Origin of the sequence: Luteimonas saliphila (assembly GCF_016774335.1) — a bacterium.
GTDB classification, from domain to species: domain Bacteria; phylum Pseudomonadota; class Gammaproteobacteria; order Xanthomonadales; family Xanthomonadaceae; genus Luteimonas; species Luteimonas saliphila.
The window spans coordinates 280841-303979 of the sequence record NZ_JAETWA010000042.1; the positions used below are offsets into that span (position 1 = coordinate 280841).

Sequence of the window (23139 nt, forward strand, 5' to 3'; positions counted from 1 at the left end):
CGCCACGGAGAGGTGGCGCCGCAGCGAGGCGCGGGGTGACGTCGTCCGCGACTGCTATTGAGGACGGGCCGCGGCGTCCGCGGACTGCGGGCCGCCGGTCGCGGGGGCAGACGCGTCGTCGCTCGCGTACAGGTTCTCGATGTCCGGATTCACGTCCAGCCATGGATGCGAGGGCAACCCGATCGCACGGTCGAGGATCGTCGGCAGCAGCCCCGACGGCAGTGAACTGTCGCTGTTCCAGAGGATCACGACGCCGAGGTCGCGCTCGGGCAGCATCGCCATCAACCCGCGATAGCCCTGCACCGCGCCGCCGTGGAAGACCAGACGGTGGCCGGAATAATCGTAGATGCGCCAGCCCAGGCCGTAGCCCGCGGCGTTGAGGCGTTCGCGCCGCCACGAGGCGCCGCGCATCTCGCCGGGCGTGCCGACGATCGGCGCCTGCAGCGTCGCCAGCAGCGGCGCCGGCAGCACGTCGGGACGGCGGCCGCTCTGCGCGAGCAGCCACTGCGCCATGTCGCTGATGCTGGCGTTGACGCCGGCAGCCGGCGCGAGGCGATAGTAGGTCGGCTTGGGCATCAGCGACTTCCAGCCGCCGCCCGCGCGCACGTGCGGCTTGGCCCAGCGCGAGCTGGCGGTGATGCCCTCGAGGCCGAGGCTGGCGTCGTTCATGCCCAGCGGCTTGAAGATCCGCCTTGTCACCGCCTCGCTGTAGAACTGCCCGCTGGCGGCGAACACCACGTCGCCGACGAGGCTGAAGGCGACGTTCTGGTAGCCGTAGCACTGCCCGGGCGCGCACGCCATCGGGGCGGCGGCGAAGCGCTGCACCAGGTTGTGGTACTCGGCGTTGGCCTCGATGTCGCGGTCGTAGGTATGGTGGCGCAACCCCACGCGGTGGCTCAGCACGTCGGCGACGGTCAGGTGCTGTGCGGCGGCGGGATCGGCGAAGCTCAGGCTCGGCATGAAGTCGGCCACGCGGCTGTCCCAGCGCAGCGCGCCCTCGGACACCAGCATCCCGGTCAGGGTGCCGGCGAAGGATTTCGACAGCGAGGCCAGGCGGAACACGGTATGCGCGTCCACCGCCTCGGCGTGCGAGACATCGGTGATGCCGTAGCCGCGCGCGCTGAGGATCCGGCCATCGTGCACGATCGCCATCGCCAGTCCGGGCACGCGCTGGTTGGCGACCAGGTCCTGCGCCATCGCCTCGAACATGCGTACGTCGAAGCTGTCGGCGAGCGGCATGCGCTGGATGTCGGCGGGCAAGGGCGCCGGCCGGTCGGAAGGATGGACGGTCACGGGCGCCGGCGTCACATCCGCCGCTGCGGCCGCGTCCTTGTTCCAGGCCAACGGAGTCTGGGCAGTACTGGAAAGTGCGAACGCCGACAGCAAGCCGACCAGCAACGCGCGACCGAGGCGCGTCCTGCGGGGTCGATGGAGTTTCGCTTTCATCGTCACTGCCCCCTGCGTATGCTCTCGCTTCAGGCGATCATAGGCGCCTGTTTCCGGACTTGCATGAACAAGGGGAGGAATCACGGTGAGTGGATTGATTCTGCTGGCAATCCTGATCGGCATCGCGGTGCTCGTGGGTGGCTGGGCGATCGGCATCTACAACGGCCTGGTCACCGCCCGCAACGCGTTCAGAAACGCCTTCGCCCAGATCGACGTGCAGTTGCAGCGCCGCTTCGACCTGATCCCGAACCTGATCGAGACCGCCAAGGGCTACCTCGCGCACGAACGCGGCACCCTGGAGGCCGTGACCGCGGCACGTACCGCGGCACAGGCGGGACTGTCCGCGGCCAAGGCCAGCCCGGGCGACCCTGCGGCGATGGCCGAACTGTCCCAGGCACAGGGGGCGCTGAATGGCGCGCTGGGCCGGCTGATGGTCGTGGTCGAGGCCTACCCGGACCTCAAGGCCAACCAAAACATGATGCAGCTCACCGAGGAGCTGACCAGCACCGAGAACAAGGTAGCGTTCGCGCGGCAGGCCTACAACGACTCGGTGATGGCCTACAACAACCGGCGCGAGGTATTCCCCTCCAGCATCGTCGCCGGCATGTTCAACTTCAGCCCGGCTGCCCTGCTCGACATCCCCGCCGACAAGGCCGAGGTGCGCGAAGCGCCGAAGGTGCAGTTCTGAGGAAGCCGGGAATCGGGAATGGGGAATCGAATGGGCAGGGCGGTTCGTGTTGTCCTGATCGCCCGCTCGACCTTCCCGGTCGCGTGGACAGCGCACTGGTCCCGTAGGGGCCGGTTCCGATTCCCGATTCCCGATTCCCCATTCCCGTCTCGATGAACTTCTTCGAACGCCAGGCCCAGGCCCGCCGCAACACGACGCGGCTTGTGCTGCTTTTCGCGCTGGCGGTGGCTGGCATCGTGCTGGCGGTGGACCTGGCCGTGCTGCTGGTGTTCGGCGGCGATCCGGCGCTGCTGGTGGTCTCGACGCTGCTCGCCCTGGGGGTGGTCGGGATCGGTTCGCTGTACCGGGTGGCGTCGCTGCGTAGCGGCGGCGAGGCCGTGGCGCAGCAGATGGGCGGCGTGCCCGTGCCCGAGGACACCACCGACCTGCACCTGCGGCGGCTGCGCAACGTGGTCGAGGAGATGTCGATCGCCTCGGGCGTGCCGGTGCCGAAGGTCTACGTGATGGAACACGAGGCGGGGATCAATGCGTTCGCCGCGGGCTATTCGCCGTCCGATGCGGTGATCGCGGTGACCCGCGGCGCCCTCGACCGGCTCAACCGCGACGAGCTGCAGGGCGTGGTCGCGCACGAGTACAGCCACATCCTCAACGGCGACATGCGCCTGAACATCCGCCTGGTCGGCGTGCTGTTCGGCATCCTCATGCTCGGCCTGATCGGGCGCAAGATCCTGCAGCACGGCGGCGCCGTGCGCAGCCGCGACGGCATGCCGATCCTCGTCGGTGCGCTGATCGCGCTGCTGGTGGGCTACATCGGCCTGTTCTTCGGGCGCCTCATCAAGGCCGGCGTCAGCCGCAGCCGCGAGGTGCTGGCCGACGCCTCGGCGGTCCAGTTCACGCGCCAGAGCTCCGGGCTCGCGGGTGCGCTGAAGAAGATCGCCGGCCTGCACGACGGCTCACGGCTTGGCGAACGCGCCGACGCCGAGGAGGTCGGGCACATGCTGTTCGGCGACGGCACGGGACTGCGCGGACTGTTCGCGACCCATCCACCGGTGCTCGAACGCATCAGGGCGCTGGAGCCGTCGTTCAAGCCCGAGAACCTGGAGCGGCTGAAGGCGCAGTGGCTGGCCACCCCGCCCAACGGCCTCGACGAGGATCTGCGGCTCGGGCTGGTGCAGCATGCGGCGCTGCCGCAGTCGTCGGCCCGGTTCGAAGTGACGCCGCCGATGGTCGCGGCGCAGGTCGCCGATCCGAAAGACGACGATTATCGCCGGGCCGACGCGATCGTGGCGACGCTGCCGGACGCATTGCGCGCCGCGGCGTCGCGGCGCGACGGCGCCGGGCCGCTGCTGCTCGGGCTGTTGCTGGACGACGATGCGGGGGTCGCCGACCGGCAGCGCAGCGAGATCGTCGCGCGGATCGGCGTGCAGGCGGCCTCCGAGGCGAGGCGCCTGCGCGACGAGCACCTGCATGCCCTGCATCCCATGCTGCGCATGCCGCTGGCCGCGCTGGCGTTCCCGAGCCTGCGGTTGCGGCCGCGGCCGGAACTGGCCACCTTCCTCGACACCGTGCATGCGGTCGTGCACACCGACGGCCGCGTGTCATTGTTCGAGTACTGTCTGGGCCGGTTGCTGGAGGTGCAACTGCGCGAGACGCTGGACCCCGGGCGCCATGTCCGCTTCGGCCGGCGCAAGCCGGGCAACGTGCGCCGGGAATTTGCGACCCTGCTCGCGGTCGTCGCGCATGCCGGCAACCCGTCGAATCCGGACGAGGCGCGGCGCGCCTACCTGGCCGGCATGCAGCGCGTGCTGCCGCGCGACCACCTGCCCTATGCGCCCCCGGCCGAGGGTGTACTCGCGCTGGACGCGGTGTGGGAACCGCTCGATGCGCTCGATCCGCTGGCCAAGCAGGTGGCGGTCGAGGCGATCACCGATGCGGTCTCGCACGACGGTCGCGTCTCGGTCGCCGAGGCCGAATTGCTGCGTACGATCTGCGGCGTGCTGCACTGCCCGTTGCCGCCGATGCTGGAGCGCGGCTGAGGGTCCGGGGCAGGCACCCAGGCCGGACGCGGGCCGGGTTGCGCGAGCGCGGCGGCGCGGCGGGCCGACCCATCACCGACCGCAGGCCGGCACGATGCGAAGCCCCCGCGACCACCGGCCGTCTCGCGGTCGGTGGCAGCGCCCGCGTCAGTCCACGCCGGTCGCGGGCGCGTCGGCTTCTTCGGGCGCGTAGACGATCTCGACGAAGTGCTCGGCGTGGTCGTCGGTCAGCGCGACGACGAAGTCCGCCTGCTCGATGCCGTCGACGACGAGCCCGCGCGGCCGCGCACCCAGGGGTTGCTGGACGACGCGAATGCGATACACCGTGTCGCCGTAGCGGTAGCGCAGGGCGTATTCCGGCCAGTCCGCGGGGATGCAGGGCGTGATCCGCAAGGTGTCGCCGCGGCGTTGCAGGCCCAGCAGCGATTCGACGATCAGCCGGTACATCCAGCCGGCCGAGCCCGTGTACCAGCTCCATCCGCCCCGGCCCACGTGCGGCGGCACGGCGTACACGTCGGCGGCGACCACGTAGGGCTCCACCTTGTAGGTGGCGATCGCCCCGGCATCGCGCGCATGGTTGACCGGGTTGATCATGCCCAGCAGTTCCCAGGCCTTCGCGCCGTCGCCCTGGTGGGCGAAGGCCATAGTCGCCCAGATCGCGGCGTGCGTGTACTGGCCGCCGTTCTCGCGTACGCCGGGGACGTAGCCGCGGATGTAGCCCGGATCCTGCGCGGTGGCGTCGAACGGCGGGTCGAGCAACTGGATTAGTCCCGCGTCGCGGCGCACCAGGTATTCGTCCAGCGAGGCCAGCGCCTGTCGCGTGCGCTCCGGCGCGCCGGCGCCCGACAGCACCGACCAGCTCTGCGCGATCGAGTCGATCCTGCATTCGTCGCTCTCGTTCGAGCCGAGCGGCGCGCCGTTGTCGAACCACGCCCGGCGATACCAGGCGCCATCCCAGGCATGGGTCTCGAGGGCCTGGCGCAGGCGCTCGGCCGCGTCCAGGCATTCCTCGGCGAAGGCGTGGTCGTTGCGCGCCTGCGCCAGCGGACTGAACCGCCCGAGCGCGTCGTACAGGAAGAAGCCGAGCCAGACGCTCTCGCCGCGACCACGTTCGCCGACCCGGTTCATGCCGTCGTTCCAGTCGCCGGTTGCCATCAGGGGCAGGCCCCGTTCGCCCAGCAGGCGCAGGCCTCGCCGCAGCGAGCGCACGCAGTGCCGGTACAGGTCTTCGCACAGGCCCGAATGCGTGGGCAGGTCGTAGTACGACTCCTCGTCCGGATTGACCGGGCGGCCCTCGATGTAGTGCACGCGCTCGGCGAGCACGCCGGAATCGCCGGTGACCTCGACGTAGCGCGCCGTCGCCACCGGCAGCCACAGGTAATCGTCGGAACAGCGCGTGCGCACGCCGCGGTCGAGCGGGGGATGCCACCAGTGCAGCACGTCGCCCTCGGGGAACTGGTGCGCGGCGCTGCGCAGCAGGTGCGCGCGCGCCTGCACGGGCTGCGCGTGCAGCATCGCCATCGTGTCCTGCAACTGGTCGCGGAAGCCGAACGCGCCACCGGATTGGTAGTAGCCGCTGCGCGCCAGGTAACGGCAGGCGATGGTCTGGTACAGCAGCCAGCCATTGGCGAGCACGTCGACGGCCGGGTCGGGGGTCTCCACCCGGACCGCACCGAGGGTGCGCAGCCAGTGGATGCGCACCGCGTCCAGCGCGTCGTGTGCGGCGCCGGAGACGCCCGTGCGGCGCGCCAGTGCGACCGCTTCGCCCCAGTTGCGGCCGACGCCGAGCCGGAACACGGTTTCGCCCTCCTCGCCGCTGCCGAGCACGATCGGGACCTGGATCGCCGCGCAGGGATCCAGCCCGGCACCGAGCCTGCCGGAGAGCCGTTCGCGCAGCAGCGCGGCGGGTGCCTGCAGGCTGCCGTTGCGGCCCAGGAACTCGGCGCGGTCGCAGGTCAGGCTGCGGCGGTCGTCATCGGCGCCGGGCTTGCCGGCATCGAAGAACGCGACACGGTGTGCGAACTCGGTGTTGTAGGTGTTGCGCGCGGTCAGCACCCCGCTGTCGCCATCGATCTCGCTGACCACGTGCATCTGCGTCTTCGCGCGCAGGTCCCCCAGGATCCACTCGACGTAGCCGGTGGCCGACAGCCGCCGCGGCCGGCCGGAACGGTTGCGCAGCCGCAGTACGCTGTACTTCACCGCGGCCTCGAGGTCGACATAGACCCACAGTTCGCTGGCGATCCCGTCCTCGACGTGTTCGAACACGCTGTAGCCGAAGCCGTGGCGCGTGCGGTAACCGCCCTCGCCGCGCACCGGGAAAGGCATGGGCGACCACACCTTGCCGGTGTCCTCGTCGCGCAGATAGAACGCCTCGCCGCTGGCATCGCCCACCGGGTCGTTGTGCCATGGCGTGAGCCGGAACTCGTGCGCGTTCTCGGCCCAGGTGTAACCCGGCGCGCTGTCGCTGACCACGCAGCCGAAGTCGGCGTTGGCCAGCACGTTCGACCACGGCGCCGGCGTCACCCGGCCGGCGGCGAGGTCGATGATGTACTCGCGGCCGTCGGCGGCGAACGCGCCCATGCCGTTGTCGAGGATGCGTTCCCCGGCCACGGCATCGAACGGCCAGGGGTCGACCTCGTGCATCTGCGGCGGCGCGGCATGGGGCGCGGCATCCTCGATCAGCTCGTATTGCACCGGCTTCGGCACGAACGGCGGAACCGGCACCACCGCCGCGGGCTTCCGTGCGACCTGCTCGGTGAGCGAGCCGTTGCCATCGCTGACGATCACGCGCGCCACCGACTGCAGCAGGATGCGGTCCTCCTGCGACAACTGCTGCGCGGGACGGACGAAGATGCCGCCGGGCCGATCGATCACGTTCGCCTCCACCCCGGCGGCGACCAGTCCCATGATCTGGTCCTGAAGCTGCTGCCGGTAGCCGGCCTGGTCCTCGTTCCAGATCACCAGGTCGACCGCCAGGCCCTTGAGCCGCCAGTAGGCGTGCGCCTGCACCATCTGCCGCACCAGCTCGATGTTGGCGGCGTCGGCGATGCGCACCAGCGCGATCGGGTGGTCGCCGGAGATCGCCTGGCCCCAGAGCCCGGACTGCCCGCGCCGGTTCTGCAGCAGGATGGCGTGTTCGGCGCGCAGGGCCGGATGCGCGAACACCATCAGTCCGGCCAGTTGCTCGTAAAGCTGCGCATCGGCCTCGTTGGCGTTGATCTGCCGGCGCACCACCTGGCTGTGCGTCCACGCCAGGTCGAACACCCGGTCGGCGAGCCGGCGGTCGCGGTACTTGTCGATCAGCGCGTCGCAGGCGTCCCGCGCATCGCCCACGCCGGTGACCATGTCGATGGTCGCGGACCGCCCGGGTTGCAGCGCGATCCGGCAGCGGATCGCGACCACCGGATCGAGCACCGACCCCGACGCGTTCGACAATGCCTCGGCGTGCGTCAGCGCGTGCGGGGCGAGCAGCGTATTGCCGCGCCCGACGAAGCTGGCGCGATCGGTCTCGTACGAGATCTGCGCGATATCCGCATCGTGCACCGCCAGCAGGTGGAACATCCAGGGCGGCGCCTCATCGTGCGAGCGGGCACGGCGGGTACAGACGATCGCCTGCTTGGCCGGCACCAGTTCGGTCTGCACGAACAGGTTGCTGAAGGCGGGATGCAGCTCGTCCGAGATCGCCGGCGCGAGCACCACCTCGGCGTAGGTGGTGACCTCGATGGTGCGCGCCGTGCGCGACAGGTTGGTGATGCGCAGGCGACGCAGCTCGATGTCGTCCTCGGGCGAAACCGCGATCTCCGTATGCGCCTCGAAGCCGCGTTTGCGGCCGCGGAACTCAGCCTTGGCGTCGGAAAAGATCGCCTCGTATCCGCCCACCGGCACCGCCGTGGGCTGGTACGCGGTGGACCAGAACTCGCCGCTTTCGACGTCGCGCAGGAAGCAGAAATTGCCCCAATGGTCCCGGGTGCCGTCCTCGCGCCAGCGCGTGACCGCCATTTCGCCGAAGCGGCTGTAGCCGCCGCCGGCACCGGTCAGCATCACGTGGTAGCGGCCATTGGACAGCATCTGGATCGGCGGACGCGCGGTGTCCGGGGTGCGGAACACGCGCAACTGCCCGCCCTCTACCTCGCCGATCGGCGCGGCCGCCGCGACCTCGGCCGAGTGCGGATGGAACACCCCGGTGCGCGGGATGCGTTCCTGCAGCAGCAGCAACGTGGCCTGGAACTCCGGATCGTCGACGAAGCGCTTCTGCATCGGCTGGTCGCGCAGCAGGTAGTCGAGCGCCAGCAGGCCCATGCCCTGGTGGTGGGCCATGAACGAGCGGATCACCGCGTGGGTCTGCCCGCGCGGCAGGCGTGCGGGCGTGTAGTCGATCGCTTCGTACAGGCCGAACAACCCGCCGAATCCCGACGCCGTCAGCCGTTCCAGGTTCTGGCAGGCCGCTTCGGGCGCGACCATCAGCGCCATCATGCTGGCGTAGGGTGCGATCACCAGGTCCTGCGCCAGGCCGCGCTTGAGCCCGAGGCCCGGCACGCCGAAAGCGCGGTACTGGTAGTTCATGCGCGCGTCGACGAGGTTGTAGCCGGACTCGGAAATGCCCCAGGGCACGTTGCGCTGGCGACCGTACTCGATCTGGCGTTCGACCGAATGCTTCGCGGTCTGGTCGAGCAGCGTGCCCTCGTAGCTGGGCATCACCAGTTGCGGCATCAGGTATTCGAACATCGAGCCGCTCCACGACAACAGCGTGGAGGCGCCGTCGACCTCGGTCAGGAGGCGGCCGAGCGCGAACCAGCTTTCCTTCGGCAACTGGCCCTGGGCGATGCCGACGAAGTTCGCCAGCCGCGCTTCGGAGGCCAGCAGGTCGTAGTAGCCGTCGTCGTGGCGGTGGTCGTCGACGCTGTAGCCGATCGACAGGAGGTGGCGCGCGCGGTCGTAAAGGAAGCGATGATCCATCAGCGCGCACTGGCCGGCGATGTGGGCCAGGCGCTCGAGTTCGGTGATGCGGGCCCGGGCCGCATCGCGCGCGGCGGCCCGCAGCGGATCGGCGGGGCGATGGTCGGACGCCACCTCGCGCAGCGTCGGGATGGAAGCGGGCGGCGCGGCAGCGGGCGCCGGCGTCGTCACGCCTTCCGGCGGCGGCGCGAAGCGTTGCAATTCCTTGCGCGCGGCGATGCACTGCGTAGCGAACGCCTGCGACCAGTGCGCGGGCTCGCCGGACTGCGCGGCCTGCTCGTTCGCGAGCGCGCTGGCCAGGGCGGCGAGTTCGGCGAGCGTGCGCCCGGCGTCGGCCAGCGACTGCGGCGGCGCATGGCAGTCTCCCGGCAGCCGGTCGAAGATGGCCTGCATCGCATCGCCCATCGGCGCGGGCGCCGCCGTTTCCACGACCAGGCCGAAGGTGTCGGCGAGGCCGCGGAACGTGCATGGCGACAGGATCGGTGCGTCGCGCAGCGCCAGCAGTCCCTGGCGCAGCGTCAGGAGGTGGCCTGCCAGGTTGCCGCTGTCGACCGCGGAGACGTACTGGGGCGAAAGCGGCTCGAGCGTCGCGGTGTCGTACCAGTTGTAGAAATGTCCGCGGTAACGCGGCAACGATTCCAGTGTGCGCAGCGCGTTGCCCGTTCGCTGGATCACGCCGCCCACGGGCAGGTAGCCGAAGTCGTAGGCGGCCAGGTCCGCCAGCAGCGACAGGCCGATGTTGGTCGGCGAGGTGCGCCGCGCGACCACCAGGGACGGATGTTCCTGGACATTGTCCGGCGGGAGCCAATGGTCGTCGGCGGTGACATGGGTCTCGAAGAACGCCCAGGTACGGCGCGCGAGCCGGCCGAGGAACTGCAACTGCGATTCGTCGAGGTTGGAACGCGGGCGCGCCCGCGGCCGCCCCAGCCACCACATCAGCACGGGCGACGCGGCCCAGAGCAGTAGTACCGGCGCCGCCACCCACAGCGCCGCCGGCTGGAGGCGCAGCAACAGCGCCGCCGTGGCGATGGCGAACGCCGGCGCGAACCACATCGTCCGCAACGCGCCGGCCACGGTATCGCCCAGCGTGCGCTCGACCTCGCTCGACGGACTCCACTGCAGCAGTCGCCGCCGCGCGATCCCCATCCGCCAGAGCGTGCGCACGATCGCGTCGAGGCTGAAGTAGGCCTCGTACGGCAGGCAGGCCAGGGTCAGGGGCGCATGGGCGAAGTTGCGCCCGATCGCCACCCGCGCCTGGCGCAGGTGTGCCGCAAGCGGCAGGTCGGCCGGGCGGTTGAACAGGTCCACCAGCGAGGCCAGCAACGGCGGCAGGAACAGGATGGACAGCAGCCACAGGGTCCAGGCCAGCGGATCGACCGCGAGCGCCCAGCCCAGTACCAGCAAGGCGGTGAGCGCGGCGGGAAACAGGCTGCGCCGCAGGTTGTCGAGCAGCTTGCCTCGCGACAGCATCGACAGTGGGTTGCGTTCTCGGGTCTTCGCAGGGGACGCGCCGGCAACGGCGGGGGGCAGCGGCACTCGCGGCATCAGCCAGGGCAGCAGTTGCCAGTCGCCGCGGATCCAGCGATGCCGACGCTTGACGTCCACCACGTAGCGCGCCGGGTAGTCCTCGTACAGCTGCACGTCGCTGACCAGGCCGGCGCGGGCATAGCAGCCCTCGAGCAGGTCGTGGCTCAGGATGCGATTCTCGGGCATGCGTCCGGCGAGCGCATGTTCGAAGGCGTCGACGTCGTAGATGCCCTTGCCCACGAAGGATCCCTCGCCGAACAGGTCCTGGTACACGTCCGACACGGCGCGGGTGTAGGGATCGATCCCCGGCTCGCTGCCGTACAGGCTGGCATAGCGCGAGCGCCGCTGGCCGCTCATGCTGATGCCCACGCGCGGCTGCAGCACGCCGTAGCCGCCGGTGACGATCCGGCGGCGCTCGTCGAAGCGCGCACGGTTGATCGGGTGGGCGAGCGTGCCGATCAGCTCCCGCGCGGCGTCGCGCGGCAGCTGGGTGTCGGTATCGAGCGTGATCACGTAGCGGACGTTGCCGAGCGCCGCGATATCGCCCGCCACGCGCACGAAGACTTCGCGCCCCGCGCCACGCAGCAACGCATTGAGCGCCGCGAGCTTGCCGCGCTTGCGTTCGAAGCCCATCCAGACCCGCTCGCGCGGATTCCAGGTGCGCGGCCGATGGAACAGGAAGAAGCGATTGTGGTGTTCGGGCGCGTAACGCGCGTTGAGCACATCGATCTCGCGCTGCGCCAGGTCGAGCAGCGTCTCGTCGTCCGGCAGGTGCGGTTCGGCTGCATCGAAGAAGTCCGTCAGCAGCGCGAAATGCACGTTGTCGTCGCGATTGGCCAGGAACCGCACTTCCAGCGCCTCGACCAGCGACGCAATGCCATCGGCGCTGCCGAACATCGTCGGCACCACCACCAGCGTACGCATGTCCGCGGGCACGCCCGAGGAGTAGTCCAGCCGCGGCAACGCATCGGGTCGGGTCAGCCAGGTCGCGACCCGATTGACCAGCGCCACGCCGAGCTCGCTGTACGCGATCACGCACAGCGCCAGCGCCAACCACAACCATCCGCGATGATCGGACGGCAGCGCGTCCTCCAGGGTCGCCCAGGTGAACAGCGCCACCACCAGCGCCCCGGGCGCGGTATACGCCAGCAGCGGCAGGCGGCGCGCGGTCCTGCGCACGGTGCGGGTCACGCCGCGCAGCGCCAGCGCATCCTCCAGTTCGCGACGTCCCTCGTCGATCAGGTAGTAGCCCACGTGCGCGGCGAGGCCCTGGCTGCCTGCGCATGTGGCGTGCGCCTGCGCCAGCTCCAGCGCCTGGGTCGCCACCGCCATCTCGGCGAGACTGCCACGACGCGCGACCAACTCGATCGTCTGCCGGTAATGGTCTCGGGTGGCGAAGTCCATCGTGCCGTAGGTGCCCGAGGGGTCGCGCCGCAACGTGGCATCGACGACGCTCAGGGTCTCGACGAACTCGCGCCAGTCCATCATCGCCAGGAACCGCAGGCTGCCGATGCTGTTGCTGATCGACACCTGCGCCGCGGCCTGCTGCTGGTTCTCCGCCTGCACCATCTGTTCGATGCTCTGTCCGCCGTCGGCCAGCCATTGCTCGACCCAGGTCAGCGGCAGCGCCAGAGCCGAACTCCGGCCCTGAAGGCGCCGCGCGAACTCGGCGACGAACGAACTGCTGGCCGGTGGCCGCGAGCGCACCATGTCCGCGATGACCAGCACGAGGTGTTTCGGGTCGGACGCGGCGGTTTCGGTCAGGCGGTCGGCCCAGGCGTCCGCGTGGCTGCGGTCGATGCGGTCGTCGATGACGCGCGTGGCGATGCGACGCAGGTTCTCGATCAGCGCCAGGCGCAGCATGATCGGGATCGCCCATAGCTCTCCGAGCTTGAGTGGCGTCACCGTCTGGTAAGCGCTGACGAATCGGCTCAGGCCTTCGGCATCGATGCGCCCGTCGCCGTGGGAGATGGCGTTGAGGGCGATGTCGTAGACGCGGGGCAATCCCATCGACGATCCGCGGTCGAGTTGCGGCAACTCCCGGCTGTAGCCCTTGGGCAGGTGGCGGCGGGCGATCGCGATCTGCTCTTCGATCAGGTAGATGTTGTCGAGCAACCACTCCCCGGCTGGCGTCATCGCGCGGCCGGCGTGGACCGCGTCTGTCAGCAGGGTGCAGGCCCGGTCGAGGACCTTCTGGTTGTCGCTCAGCCTCGCCAGGAGCTGGTCGGGGGCCGATTTGCGCCGGACCGGATGGGACTTCGCCAGAACGCGTCCATGCAGTTCCATCTGTTCGGCGCTGAACAGCTGCGCACGCAATGGGGGCTCATGCACCGCGACACGTGGTCGCGCCATCGAGCGGCGTAGAAGCCTCCGCAACCACCAGCGGCCCTTGCGAAACCAGCGCATCGGTCTGTCCATCGGAGGGGCGTTGCGCATGCTGCATGGTAGTGCACGGGTGCGCGCTGGCCGTGAAAGATGCTTCCGGTGTCGCGGTACCGAGGGACGGGAACGGGGGTGCGGGAACGTGGGGACAGGGGCGGTCGGGACGAGGCCTGCCGGGTGGCGCCTTCGGCGTCGCGATGGCGTCGCGCCAGGGCGGATGACCCCGGAGGACCCTTGCGTGGGGATCAGGCGCGGTTGCGGATCAACGCGGCTGCACGCTCGGCGATCATGATCGTCGGCGCGTTGGTGTTGCCACCGGGCAGGGTCGGCATCACCGAGGCGTCGACCACGCGCAGGCCGTCGACGCCCCGCACCCGCAGTTCGGGATCGACTACGGCGGCGGGGTCGCTGCCCATGCGGCAGGTGCCGACGGGGTGGTACACGCTTTCTGCCTTGGCGCGGACGAAGGCTTCGAGCCCGGCATCGTCCAGGTCGTCGCGCGCCGGGAAGATCGGCGCACCGCGGTACGGATCGAATGCGGGTTGCGCGAGGATCTCGCGCGAAACCTTCGCGCACTCGATCATCATCTTCACGTCGAAGCCGGCCGGGTCGGACAGGTAGTTGGCCTCGATCCGGGGCTTGTCGCTGGCGCGGTCGCTGGCGAGCGTGATCCGGCCGCGACTGCGCGGACGCAGGAAGCAGGCATGCAGCGTGTAGCCATCGCCGGGCAGCCGGTGGCGGCCGTGGTCGTCGAGCATGGCCGGAACGAAATGGAACTGGATGTCGGCGCGTTCGTCCGGCGCCAGCGCCGAGCGCACGAAGCCGCCGGCCTCGGCGATGTTGCTGCTGCCCGCGCCGCGGCGACCGCGCAGGTAGTAGTGGTAGGCGATGGCCAGGTCGCCGATCCGGTCGTAGGTCACGCGCTGGGTCGAGTGGCGGAGCGTGCAGACATCGAGGTGGTCCTGCAGGTTCGCGCCGACGCCGACTGCATCGTGCACGACCCTGATCCCGTGCCGGCGCAGTCCCGCGGCCGGTCCGATGCCCGACAGCATCAGCAGTTGCGGCGAGTTGATCGTACCGCCGCACAGCAGGATCTCGCGCGTCGACGGCTGATGGAACGCCCCGCCGCGGGCGGCATAGACCACGCCGGTGGCGCGACCGTGTTCGAAGGTGATGCGGTTGGCCTGCGCGCCGGTGACGACGGTGAGATTGGGTCGCGCCTTCGCCGGCCGCAGGTAGGCGACTGCGGACGAACAGCGTGCACCGTCGCGCTGGGTGACCTGGTACAGGCCGACGCCGATCTGTTCGGGTCCGTTGAAATCGCGATTGTGCGGATACCCCGCCTGTTTCGCGGCCTCGATGAACGCCTGCGACAGCGGGTTGACGTGGCGCAGGTCGGACACCGTCAACGGACCCTCGGCGCCGTGCAGCGCGTCGGCGCCGCGGGTGTTGCCTTCGCTGTGGCGAAACCAGGGCAGGACGTTGTGCCAGTGCCAGCCGGTGGCCCCGGCTGCGGCCCAGTCGTCGTAGTCGAGCGGCACGCCGCGGACGTAGCACATCGCGTTGATCGAGCTCGATCCGCCCAGCACCTTGCCGCGCGGCCACCACAGCGTGCGGCCGTCGAGCCGTGGCTCGGGCGCGGTGTCGTAGTTCCAGTTCACGCCCTTGCGGTTGACCAGCTTGGCCAGTCCGGCGGGCATGTGGATGAAGGGGTGCCAGTCGCGCGGGCCGGCCTCGAGCAGCAGCACGCGCACGTCCGGATCTTCCGAAAGGCGGTTGGCGAGCACGCAGCCGGCGGAACCGGCGCCGATGACGATGTAGTCGTAGGCCTTGGTCGGCGCGGCGGGTCTGACGGGCATCGGCGCACGGTAGGTGGGCAGGCTAGAGCATATGCTCGGCGAGGTGGCGGGCGCCGCATGGTTCGGCTAACGTTCCCTCTGCCCCGGGCGTGGACGAGGAATGAGCAGCGCGAACGACAACCACGCCTCCCCGGGCCGGGCCGCGCGTTTCCGCACGGCGCTGGCCGAATCGCCACCGCTGCTGTGGTCGTTCCTGTACTTCTTCTGCCTGCTCAGCGGCTATTACGTGCTGCGGCCGGTGCGTGAGGCGATGGCGGCTTCCAGCGATGTCGAGGCGGTATTCCCGCCCGCGCTGATCGCGTTCTTCGCCGACCGGGGCGTGGCGCTGGGCGAGTTCACGCTGCAGTTCATCTTCACCGCCGTGTTCCTGATCATGCTGCTGCTGCAGCCGGTGTACGGCTGGCTGGTCAGCCGCTTCGCCCGGCGCGTGTTCCTGCCGGTGATCTACGGCTTCTTCATCGCCACGCTGCTGGTGTTCTATGCGATGTTCGACAGCGGCGTGGCTGGGCGCGGGCTGGCCTTCATCCTCTGGATCACGGTGTTCAACCTGTTCGCGGTGGCCGTGTTCTGGAGCTTCATGGCCGACGTGTACAGCAATGCCGAAGCGCGCAGGTACTACGGCTACATCGGCGCGGCTGGGACCATCGGCGCGTTCACGGGGCCGATCCTGACACGGACGCTGGTGCAGACGGTGGGCATCGCCAACATGATGCTGGTCTCCGCCGCACTGCTGGTGATGTGCGTGGTCTGCATCCTGCGCCTGCGTCGGTACGCCGTGTTGCGGGAGGCGGAACGCAGGCTGGCCAGCGGCGAGAAGCCGATGGGGGGCGAGATCCTCGCCGGCCTGAAGCTGGTCGCGAAGGAGCCGTTGCTGCGGTGGCTGGCGCTGATGGTGGTGCTCGGCGTCGGCGTCGGAACGCTGTTGTACAACGAACAGAACCGGATCGCGCGCACCGCGTTCGCGACCGCCGAAGAGCGCGCCGCGTTCTTCTCCACCCTGGACCTGGCGGTCAATTCGCTGACCCTGGTGGTGCAGTTGCTCGTCACCCGCGCGCTCATGTCCCGCTTCGGCATCGCACCGGCGCTGCTGATCCCCGGCGCGGCGATCATCCTCGGCTTCTCGATCCTGTCGGCCTCGCCGCTGCCGCTGATGGTCGCGATCGTGCAGGTGGTGACGCGCGCCAGCGAATTCTCGCTGGCCAAGCCGGCGCGCGAGACGATCTACACCCGGGTCGGCCGCGAGTGGCGCTACAAGGCCGGCGCCGCGATCGACACGGTGATCTACCGCGGCGGCGATCTCACCTTCGTCTGGGTGCACAAGTTCCTGGCCACGTTCGGCTCGAACGTGGTGTTCGGTGCCGGCCTCGTGATCGCGTCGGCCATGACCTTCAGCGCCTGGCGGCTGCTGCGGGAGGAGGCGAAGCTGCCTTCGGAACGCGCTCCGCGAGGCGGTGCCCGCTCCGGCGACGGGGCGCCCGCCTGAGGCGGGGCTTGCACGGCGGCGCAAACCGTCGCGCGTGGATGCGACCTGCTCGCCAGCAGTCGTGAAGGCCGGCTGACGCAGACGCGAGCCTTGGTCGGCGGGAATCGCGCCGAACCTGCTCAACCGAGCAGCGGCCAAGCGAACAGTGCAGCGCCGATCACGAACGATACGGTCAGTGCATGGACCAGCGGGTGCCGGACCCGCAGCCAGACGAACTGCGCGACGGTGCGGATCGCCCAGAACAACGCCATCGCGGCCAGCAGGGCGCGGCCTAGCGGCGACGTCGAAAGTTCCGCTGGATAGAGCAGGCACAGCAGCCCGACGGCGGTGAAGATCCAGACCAGCTGCAAGTTGGCGATCTGCACGATCGCGCGATTGGGGCGGGTCGTGTTTTCCAGCGTGCGCGGCCAGCCGAACAGACGCCAGAAGGCGAGGTGGAACAGCGCGAAGCCGAAGCTGTGCAACGCACAGAGCAGTAGCAAGGCTCCGGTGTTCATGGCCTGTCTTCCCCGTCGAGTGCCTGGTGGCGTCCCGTCAGCGCGTCCGACCGTGCGTGGCACCCCACGGTGCCATCACGCCCTGCGCGGCGACACCCACATCGCGATTCGCGCGCGGAACACGACCTCGCCACCTGGATCCGAGACCTCCACCTGCACGGGAAGCTCGTATCCGGCATTCGCCTCATGCGGTGCGAACCCGGGGGTGGCGACCGCGCGCATCGTCCCGGTGGCCTTCTTCAGGTATTCGACGCTCATCCCGCGCGGGATCCAGCGCATCGAAGCGGGAATGCTGATGTCGCAGGTCAGGCCACCGACGAATTCGGCCAGGTTGCACAGCGCAATCGCGTGCACGGTGCCGAGGTGGTTGCTGACCCGGCGGCGATGCGCGATGGTCGCCTCGCCGCGCCCCGGCGCCAGCGACACGATGCGCGGCGAGATGCTGCCGAAGTACGGCGCCTTGAGGCAGACCAGCTGCGAGAACAGCCAGCGCCCGAGCGGCTTGCCGCTCAGGCTGCGGTAGAGCTGGAGGACGTTGGCCGCCATTCGCGTTTCCCGGCTCCCGCTCCTTCCCCGCCATGGGAAGGAGCGCACATGGACGCAGACCGTGACCGATGCGCGATCAGGCGGCTTCGCGCGGCTGGCGACGGTGCTGCGGTAGATCGTAGAAGCCGGCCGACCGCAGCTCGTGCGGATCGAAGTCGTCGACGGTGATCGCGTCCAGGGTCATCTCGCGCAGTTCCTCGAGTTGCCGGCGCTCGTCGGCGGTGATCCAGCCTTCGCGCACGCCCTCGTCGAGCTGCGAGGCGAAGTCGAGCGCCTCGATGTCGCTGGTCTTCAGCGCCTTCTGGAACTTGCGCTCCACCGGCTCGGCGGCGATCGCCCTGGCCAGGTAGCTGTCGATGCGGCCGCCGGGGTTGTTCGCGCAGGGGGTCAGGAACACGCCCTGGGCGAGCCGGTCGCGCGCCTCGTTCGGCGACATCAGCAGCGCGGCGACGCGATGGCTCAGGCGGTCGCCCGGCGGCACCGCGCGGCGGCCCCAGGGAAACACCAGCGCCCACATCAGCCAGCCGACCGGACGGATCGGGAAATTGCGCAGCGCCGCCGACAGCGCCACCTCGATCTTGTGCACGCTGTCGTGGAAGGCCCATGCCAGTAACGGCTGCTCGGCCTGCGGCGCGCCGTCGTCGTGGTAGCGCTTGAGCATCGCGCTGGTCATGTAGATGTGGCTGAGCACGTCGCCCAGGCGCCCGGACAGCGACTCCTTGAACTTGAGCTTGCCGCCCAGCAGCAGCATCGACACGTCGGCCATCAGCGCGAGGTTGGCCGAGTAGCGGTCGAGCTTGCGGAAGTAGCGGCGGGTGTAGTCGTCGCCCGGCGCGGCGCCGATCTTCGCGCCGGTCAGGCCGAACCACAACGAACGCACCGCATTGGAGATCGCGAAGCCGATGTGGCCGAACAGGTTCTCGTCGAACTCCTCGACCGCCTGCGCGAAGTCCGGATTCTGCGCGGCCTTCATCTCCTTCATCACCCACGGATGGCACAGGATCGCGCCCTGGCCGAAGATCAGCAGGCTGCGGGTCATGATGTTCGCGCCTTCGACCGTGATCGCGATCGGCGAGGCCTGCCAGGCGCGGCCGCCGATGTTGCGCGGCCCGAGGATGATGCCCTTGCCGCCGACGACGTCCATGAAGTCGCTGGCGACCTCGCGGCCCATCTCGGTGCAGTGGTACTTGGCGATCGCCGAGGGCACCGACGGCACGTCGCCGCGGTCCACCGCCGCGGCCGTGGCCTGCGACAGCGCGCTGGTGGCGTAGGCCTTGCCGCCGATGCGCGCGAGCGCTTCCTCGACGCCCTCGAAGCGGCCGATCGAGAGCCCGAACTGCTTGCGGATGCGCGCGTATGCGCCGACCACGACCGCGGCGGACTTGACCCCGCCGCTGGCGGTGGAGGGCAGGGTGATCGAGCGGCCGACGGCCAGGCATTCGTTGAGCATGTTCCAGCCCAGGCCGGCCTTCTCCACCCCGCCGATCAGCTGGCTGAGCGGGATGAACACGTCCTTGCCGCGGATCGGGCCATTCTGGAACGGCGAGTTCAGCGGGAAGTGCCGGCGGCCGATCTCGACGCCTTCGGTGTCGTGCGGCAGCAGCGCCAGGGTGATGCCGATGTCGCGCTTGTCGCCGATCAGCCCGTCGGGGTCGTACATGCGGAACGCCAGGCCGATCAGCGAGGCGACCGGGGCCAGGGTGATGTAGCGCTTGTTGAAGGTCAGCCGCAGGCCGAGCACGTTGGCGCCGTTCCACTCGCCCTTGCAGACGATGCCGAAATCCGGGATCGAGGTGGCGTCGGAGCCGGCGAACGGCCCGGTCAGGCCGAAGCACGGCACTTCCTGGCCCGCGGCCAGGCGCGGCAGGTAGTAGTCCTTCTGCTCCTGCGTGCCGTAGTGCATCAGCAGCTCGCCGGGGCCGAGCGAGTTGGGCACGCCGACGGTGGAACTGACCACCGAGCTGATCGACGCCAGTTTCTGGATCACCTTGTGGTGCGCCAGGGCACTGAAGCCCAGGCCCCCGTATTCCTTCGGGATGATCATGCCGAAGAACTTGTTGTCCTTGATGAACTGCCACAGTTCCGGCGGCAGGTCGGCGTGGACGTGGTTGATCTGCCAGTCGTCGACCATGCGGCACAGCGCCTCGACCGGACCGTCGAGGAAGGCCTGTTCCTCTTCGGTGAGCTCCGGCTTCGGATAGGACAGCAACTTGTTCCAGTCCGGATCGCCGGTGAACAGCTCGCCCTCGAAGCCGACCGAACCGGTCTCCAGCGCGATGCGCTCGGTCTGCGACAGCGGCGGCAGCACCTTGCGGAAGAACTTCAGCAGCGGCGTGGTGACCAGCGGCTTGCGCACGAACGGCAGCAGCAGCGGCAACGCGATCGCGGCCAGCAGCAGGGCGGCGACGACGGTCGCGGCCGGGTTCGCCCCGAACAGCCAGCAGGCCACCAGCACGACTGCGGTGACGGCCACCCAGACCGCGAGGCGCAGCCGGTGGTAGGCCGCGAACGCACCCACGAGCAGGAATGCGATGAAGGGTAGGGCGACGCTCATCGGATGCCTCCGGAAAAGGTGAAGAGTGGCCGCGCGGGCGTAGAGTCGCCGCGACGAGCCTGACCGTACGGTTGAGTATGGAACTGCGTCCTGGGCTTGTCAACGTGCCCGCGGATCGGCGACGATACTTTTCCCGACGCCAGCGTATGGACAACGACCGACATGGCCAGATCCGCCGCCAAGCCCCCAGGCTCCGACGCCGCTGCCGCGCCTGGCGATGCGGGCAAGCCGCCCGAACGGACCGGTCGCCTGAGCGCCGAGGACTGGGCGCAGGCCGCGCTCGACCTGATCGCCGAGCAGGGCGTGGCGGCGGTGGCGGTGGAACCGCTGGCGCGCCGGCTGGGGGTCACCAAGGGCAGCTTCTACTGGCACTTTCCCTCGCGCGAAGCGCTGCTGCAGGCCGCGCTGGAACGCTGGGAGAACGTGGAGCAGGAAGCGGTGTTCGGCACCCTCGAGCGCGTGCCCGACCCGCGCGAGCGCCTGCGCGCGCTGTTCCAGATGGTGGCCCACGAATACCAGTCGCACGTGATCTACAGCGCACTGCTCAAGGCGCTCGACCACCCGGCGGTGCAGCCGGTGATCGACCGCGTCTCCAAGCGCCGCCTTGATTACCTGACCGCCTCGTTCCGCCAGACCGGCCTCGGCCGCGAGGACGCCCTGCACCGCGCGCGCCTGACCTATTCGGCCTACGTCGGCTTCCTTCAGCTCAACCTGCAATTGCACCAGGCGCGGATGCCGCAGGAGGAATTCGAGGCCTACGTCGAACACCTGGCGAGGACGTTGGTGCCGGCTTGAGGCATTGCGCGAACGGCCTCGACGTTGTTTCGGCGATCGCAGCCAGCGAACGCAGCCCCATGCCGGGCCTGACGCCCGAGCCCGCAATCGATCCCGGAGCCTGTAGTCGATGCCATCCCGAGCGCAGCGAGGGATCTGCTTCCTGTCGTCTCCAGGCAGATCCCTCGCTGCGCTCGGGATGACAGGGGAACGCACGCGCTGACGCGAAGCCAGCGTTCGTTGCTTCCTGCCTCCCGGTCTCCAGTTCCTCAACCCGGTCCCGGCCTCGCCTGCAGCGCGCCGCCGCGCCACTCCATCTGCGCATCGACGTCTCCACGCTCGTCCAGCCAGCGCAGGATCGAGCGCACCGTGACCACCGGGTAGTCGCCGGACAGGCGGGTGGCCACTGCGTGGTCGGTGAAGACCACGTTGCCGCCGAACAGGCCGCCGAGCACGCGTTTCGAGTAGGGGATGTGGATCGTGTCGGCGCGGAAGCCGTCTCGCGCGGCGACCATCCATGCCGCGTGCCGGTCATGGATCTCACCGGCCCCGGGGCGCGTGGCGGCCAGGGTTTCCAGCACCCAGGCGGTGGAATTCTGGTAGCGGCGGCTGCCGGGTCGCGCGATCAGGTTGTAGTCGGGATGGTAGAGCGGATTGGCCGGAAGCGCAGCCAGGTGCGCGGCCAGGCGTCGTGCGTGCTCCGGCTGCAGCCAGACGATGCGGGCGTCCTGGTTGACGAGGTCGTCGGCGAAGAAGTTGACCAGGCCCTGCGCATACAGCCCGGAGCGCTGGCTGCCGCATTCGTTGAGCAGGTGGACGACCGTCCAGCGGCCGCTGCCATGTTCGCGCAAGGCGAATCCCGCGTGGCTGTAGACCAGTCCGTGTTCCGACAGGTCCCGCCCGATCCGGGCGACCAGGGCGACGGGTGCGTCGACGCGATCCAGCGCCTGCGCGGTGCGCAGGGCCGTTTCGGCTGCGGCGGCCACTTTTTCCGGCGGAATGCGCACCGCGGCGCAGTCGGTGCCGGCTTCGGCCGGCAGCTGCAGCAGGCACAGCGAGGCCAGCAGCGCGAAGCGGAGGATCACAGCGGCAGCCTGTGCGAGTGCAGGTGGGGACGCGCGAGCTCGTTGGCGATGAAGCACAGCGATTCCCCCGCGACGCTCAGGATCCATCCGGTCGACACGGCCGTCACGACGACCACGGTGCCGACCGCGATTCCCAGCGCCTTCGCCGCTTCCGCGGAGATCACGACGACCGCGGAGGCGCCCGTCGCCACCGCCGAGATCGTCAGCGCGACCGCGTCGCCGCTGGCCGCGATCGCGGTGATCGAGAAGCCGGCGCCGGCGGACAGCGCTTCGGTCATCGCGACCGGCACTTCCAGCGAAGCGGCAAGGCTTGCCTCCGACTGCCGGCTGGCGTCGGACTGGATCGTGGCGAGGGCGGGAAAGGCGGTCGCTGCCAGCAGGAGCGCGGCCATCCGGCCGGAGAGGCGGGTACGCATGTCGGCGGATCCTCGCGGGATTGGGTGCGCGGCCAGCCTCCTGGACCGGCCGTGCGCCAGCAAGGGGCACTGTGGAAGTGTTGCGCGTGGGCGCGGCCGGTAGAGTATTTTTGGCCCATGAGCATCTCCGTCGACCTGATCAACGCCCTCAAGCGCGCATTGCGCGCGCAGGGCATGACCTATCGCGAGCTGGCGCAGCGGCTCAAGCTGAGCGAGGCGGCGGTCAAGCGCATGTTCTCGCGCCGCGCGATGAGCCTGCTGCGCCTGGAACAGATCTGCGAGGTGCTCGGCGTCGGCCTGGCCGAGCTCGGCGCCGAGGCCGGGCGCGGGCACGCGCCGATGGCGCAGCTGGGCCAGGCGCAGGAGCAGGCGCTGGTCGACGATCCCGCGCTGATGCTGGCGATGTTCCTGAGCATCAACCGCTGGCGCCAGGAAGACGTGATGGCGCATTTCGACTTCACCCTGCCGCAATGGACCGGGCTGCTGGTGAAGCTCGACCGCCTGGGCATCATCGAACTGATGCCGGGCAACCGCGCCCGTCCGCTGACCGCGCGCAACTTCCGCTGGCTGGTCGACGGGCCGATGGAACGCCACTTCCGCGGCACCCTGCTGGGCGACTACTTCGCCGATCCGTTCGACGGCGAACAGGACCGGCTGCTGCTGCTCAGCGGCAGCCTCAGCCCGGACGGCGTGACCCAGATGAAACAGCGGCTGGAGGACGTCGCCCGCGAGTTCGACGGCCTGCTGGCGCGCGACGCCTCGCTCCCGGCGTCGGAGCGCGTCGGCGTCAGCCTGGTGCTGGCGCAGAAGCCGTGGCTGCTGCGGCTGTTCGGGCCGTACCGGCGGGCGCGGGACTGACAACGCCCTACCGAACTCCCGTGCCGCGCTGC

Annotated in this window: 13 protein-coding genes; 5 read left to right on the top strand and 8 right to left on the bottom strand. The window is 69.7% G+C overall.

What is annotated here, in order from left to right:
- Window positions 1-54 precede the first annotated feature (54 nt).
- A complete protein-coding gene (locus JMO03_RS13865; protein ID WP_202844246.1) occupies window positions 55-1446 on the bottom strand; it encodes a serine hydrolase domain-containing protein in 1392 nt (463 codons plus the stop codon).
- Between the two features lie 85 nt (window positions 1447-1531).
- On the opposite strand from JMO03_RS13865, the gene JMO03_RS13870 reads away from it, so the two are divergent.
- Both JMO03_RS13870 and JMO03_RS13875 read left to right on the top strand, forming a co-directional pair.
- Window positions 1532-2134: a LemA family protein gene (locus JMO03_RS13870; RefSeq protein WP_337926417.1), complete on the top strand. Its 603-nt coding sequence runs from the start codon at window positions 1532-1534 to the stop codon at window positions 2132-2134.
- A gap of 152 nt (window positions 2135-2286) precedes the next feature.
- The gene (locus tag JMO03_RS13875; RefSeq protein ID WP_202844248.1) at window positions 2287-4170 is read left to right on the top strand and encodes a M48 family metallopeptidase; all 1884 of its coding nucleotides are present in this window, start codon (window positions 2287-2289) and stop codon (window positions 4168-4170) included.
- A gap of 147 nt (window positions 4171-4317) precedes the next feature.
- On the opposite strand, the gene JMO03_RS13880 is transcribed toward JMO03_RS13875, so the two are convergent.
- Window positions 4318-13005, bottom strand: coding sequence for a glycoside hydrolase family 94 protein (locus JMO03_RS13880; RefSeq protein WP_238346170.1), 8688 nt, complete (start codon window positions 13003-13005; stop codon window positions 4318-4320).
- Window positions 13006-13280: 275 nt separating this feature from the next.
- The gene (locus JMO03_RS13885) at window positions 13281-14894 is read right to left on the bottom strand and encodes a GMC family oxidoreductase (RefSeq protein WP_202844251.1); all 1614 of its coding nucleotides are present in this window, start codon (window positions 14892-14894) and stop codon (window positions 13281-13283) included.
- A gap of 100 nt (window positions 14895-14994) precedes the next feature.
- Here JMO03_RS13885 and JMO03_RS13890 point away from each other — a divergent pair, with 100 nt between their 5' ends.
- Window positions 14995-16377, top strand: a complete 1383-nt coding sequence (locus tag JMO03_RS13890) for an NTP/NDP exchange transporter (RefSeq protein ID WP_202844257.1) — start codon at window positions 14995-14997, stop codon at window positions 16375-16377.
- A gap of 119 nt (window positions 16378-16496) precedes the next feature.
- On the opposite strand, the gene JMO03_RS13895 is transcribed toward JMO03_RS13890, so the two are convergent.
- The 3 genes from JMO03_RS13895 to JMO03_RS13905 all read right to left on the bottom strand — a co-directional run bounded on the left by JMO03_RS13895 (window position 16497) and on the right by JMO03_RS13905 (window position 19974).
- Window positions 16497-16874, bottom strand: a complete 378-nt coding sequence (locus JMO03_RS13895) for a hypothetical protein (RefSeq protein ID WP_202844258.1) — start codon at window positions 16872-16874, stop codon at window positions 16497-16499.
- A 75-nt stretch (window positions 16875-16949) separates the two neighbouring features.
- Complete coding sequence (locus JMO03_RS13900) at window positions 16950-17420, bottom strand: hotdog fold domain-containing protein (protein ID WP_202844260.1); 471 nt, start codon at window positions 17418-17420, stop codon at window positions 16950-16952.
- A gap of 76 nt (window positions 17421-17496) precedes the next feature.
- Window positions 17497-19974 carry an acyl-CoA dehydrogenase gene (locus tag JMO03_RS13905; RefSeq protein WP_202844263.1) on the bottom strand — a complete coding sequence of 826 codons (2478 nt, stop codon included), beginning with the start codon at window positions 19972-19974 and terminating at the stop codon, window positions 17497-17499.
- Window positions 19975-20136: 162 nt separating this feature from the next.
- Between JMO03_RS13905 and JMO03_RS13910 the strand changes: the two genes are divergently transcribed.
- Entirely contained in the window at window positions 20137-20769 is a 633-nt protein-coding gene (locus tag JMO03_RS13910) for a TetR/AcrR family transcriptional regulator (RefSeq protein ID WP_202844265.1), read from the top strand.
- A gap of 248 nt (window positions 20770-21017) precedes the next feature.
- On the opposite strand, the gene JMO03_RS13915 is transcribed toward JMO03_RS13910, so the two are convergent.
- Window positions 21018-21833, bottom strand: coding sequence for a DUF2145 domain-containing protein (locus JMO03_RS13915; protein WP_202844267.1), 816 nt, complete (start codon window positions 21831-21833; stop codon window positions 21018-21020).
- Complete coding sequence (locus JMO03_RS13920; protein WP_202844269.1) at window positions 21830-22249, bottom strand: hypothetical protein; 420 nt, start codon at window positions 22247-22249, stop codon at window positions 21830-21832. The genes JMO03_RS13915 and JMO03_RS13920 overlap by 4 nt, the downstream gene beginning before the upstream one ends.
- 117 nt (window positions 22250-22366) lie before the next feature.
- Here JMO03_RS13920 and JMO03_RS13925 point away from each other — a divergent pair, with 117 nt between their 5' ends.
- On the top strand, window positions 22367-23107 hold the full coding sequence (locus tag JMO03_RS13925) for a helix-turn-helix domain-containing protein (RefSeq protein ID WP_202844271.1): 741 nt from the start codon (window positions 22367-22369) through the stop codon (window positions 23105-23107).
- Window positions 23108-23139 lie beyond the last annotated feature (32 nt).

Coding starts and splice junctions, on each gene's coding strand:
- JMO03_RS13865 (WP_202844246.1), bottom strand. CDS start 1,446: ATGAAAGCGAAACTCCATCGACCCCGCAGGACGCGCCTCGGTCGCGCG.
- JMO03_RS13875 (WP_202844248.1), top strand. CDS start 2,287: ATGAACTTCTTCGAACGCCAGGCCCAGGCCCGCCGCAACACGACGCGG.
- JMO03_RS13880 (WP_238346170.1), bottom strand. CDS start 13,005: ATGGCGCGACCACGTGTCGCGGTGCATGAGCCCCCATTGCGTGCGCAG.
- JMO03_RS13885 (WP_202844251.1), bottom strand. CDS start 14,894: ATGCCCGTCAGACCCGCCGCGCCGACCAAGGCCTACGACTACATCGTC.
- JMO03_RS13890 (WP_202844257.1), top strand. CDS start 14,995: ATGAGCAGCGCGAACGACAACCACGCCTCCCCGGGCCGGGCCGCGCGT.
- JMO03_RS13895 (WP_202844258.1), bottom strand. CDS start 16,874: ATGAACACCGGAGCCTTGCTACTGCTCTGTGCGTTGCACAGCTTCGGC.
- JMO03_RS13900 (WP_202844260.1), bottom strand. CDS start 17,420: ATGGCGGCCAACGTCCTCCAGCTCTACCGCAGCCTGAGCGGCAAGCCG.
- JMO03_RS13905 (WP_202844263.1), bottom strand. CDS start 19,974: ATGAGCGTCGCCCTACCCTTCATCGCATTCCTGCTCGTGGGTGCGTTC.
- JMO03_RS13910 (WP_202844265.1), top strand. CDS start 20,137: ATGGCCAGATCCGCCGCCAAGCCCCCAGGCTCCGACGCCGCTGCCGCG.
- JMO03_RS13920 (WP_202844269.1), bottom strand. CDS start 22,249: ATGCGTACCCGCCTCTCCGGCCGGATGGCCGCGCTCCTGCTGGCAGCG.
- JMO03_RS13925 (WP_202844271.1), top strand. CDS start 22,367: ATGAGCATCTCCGTCGACCTGATCAACGCCCTCAAGCGCGCATTGCGC.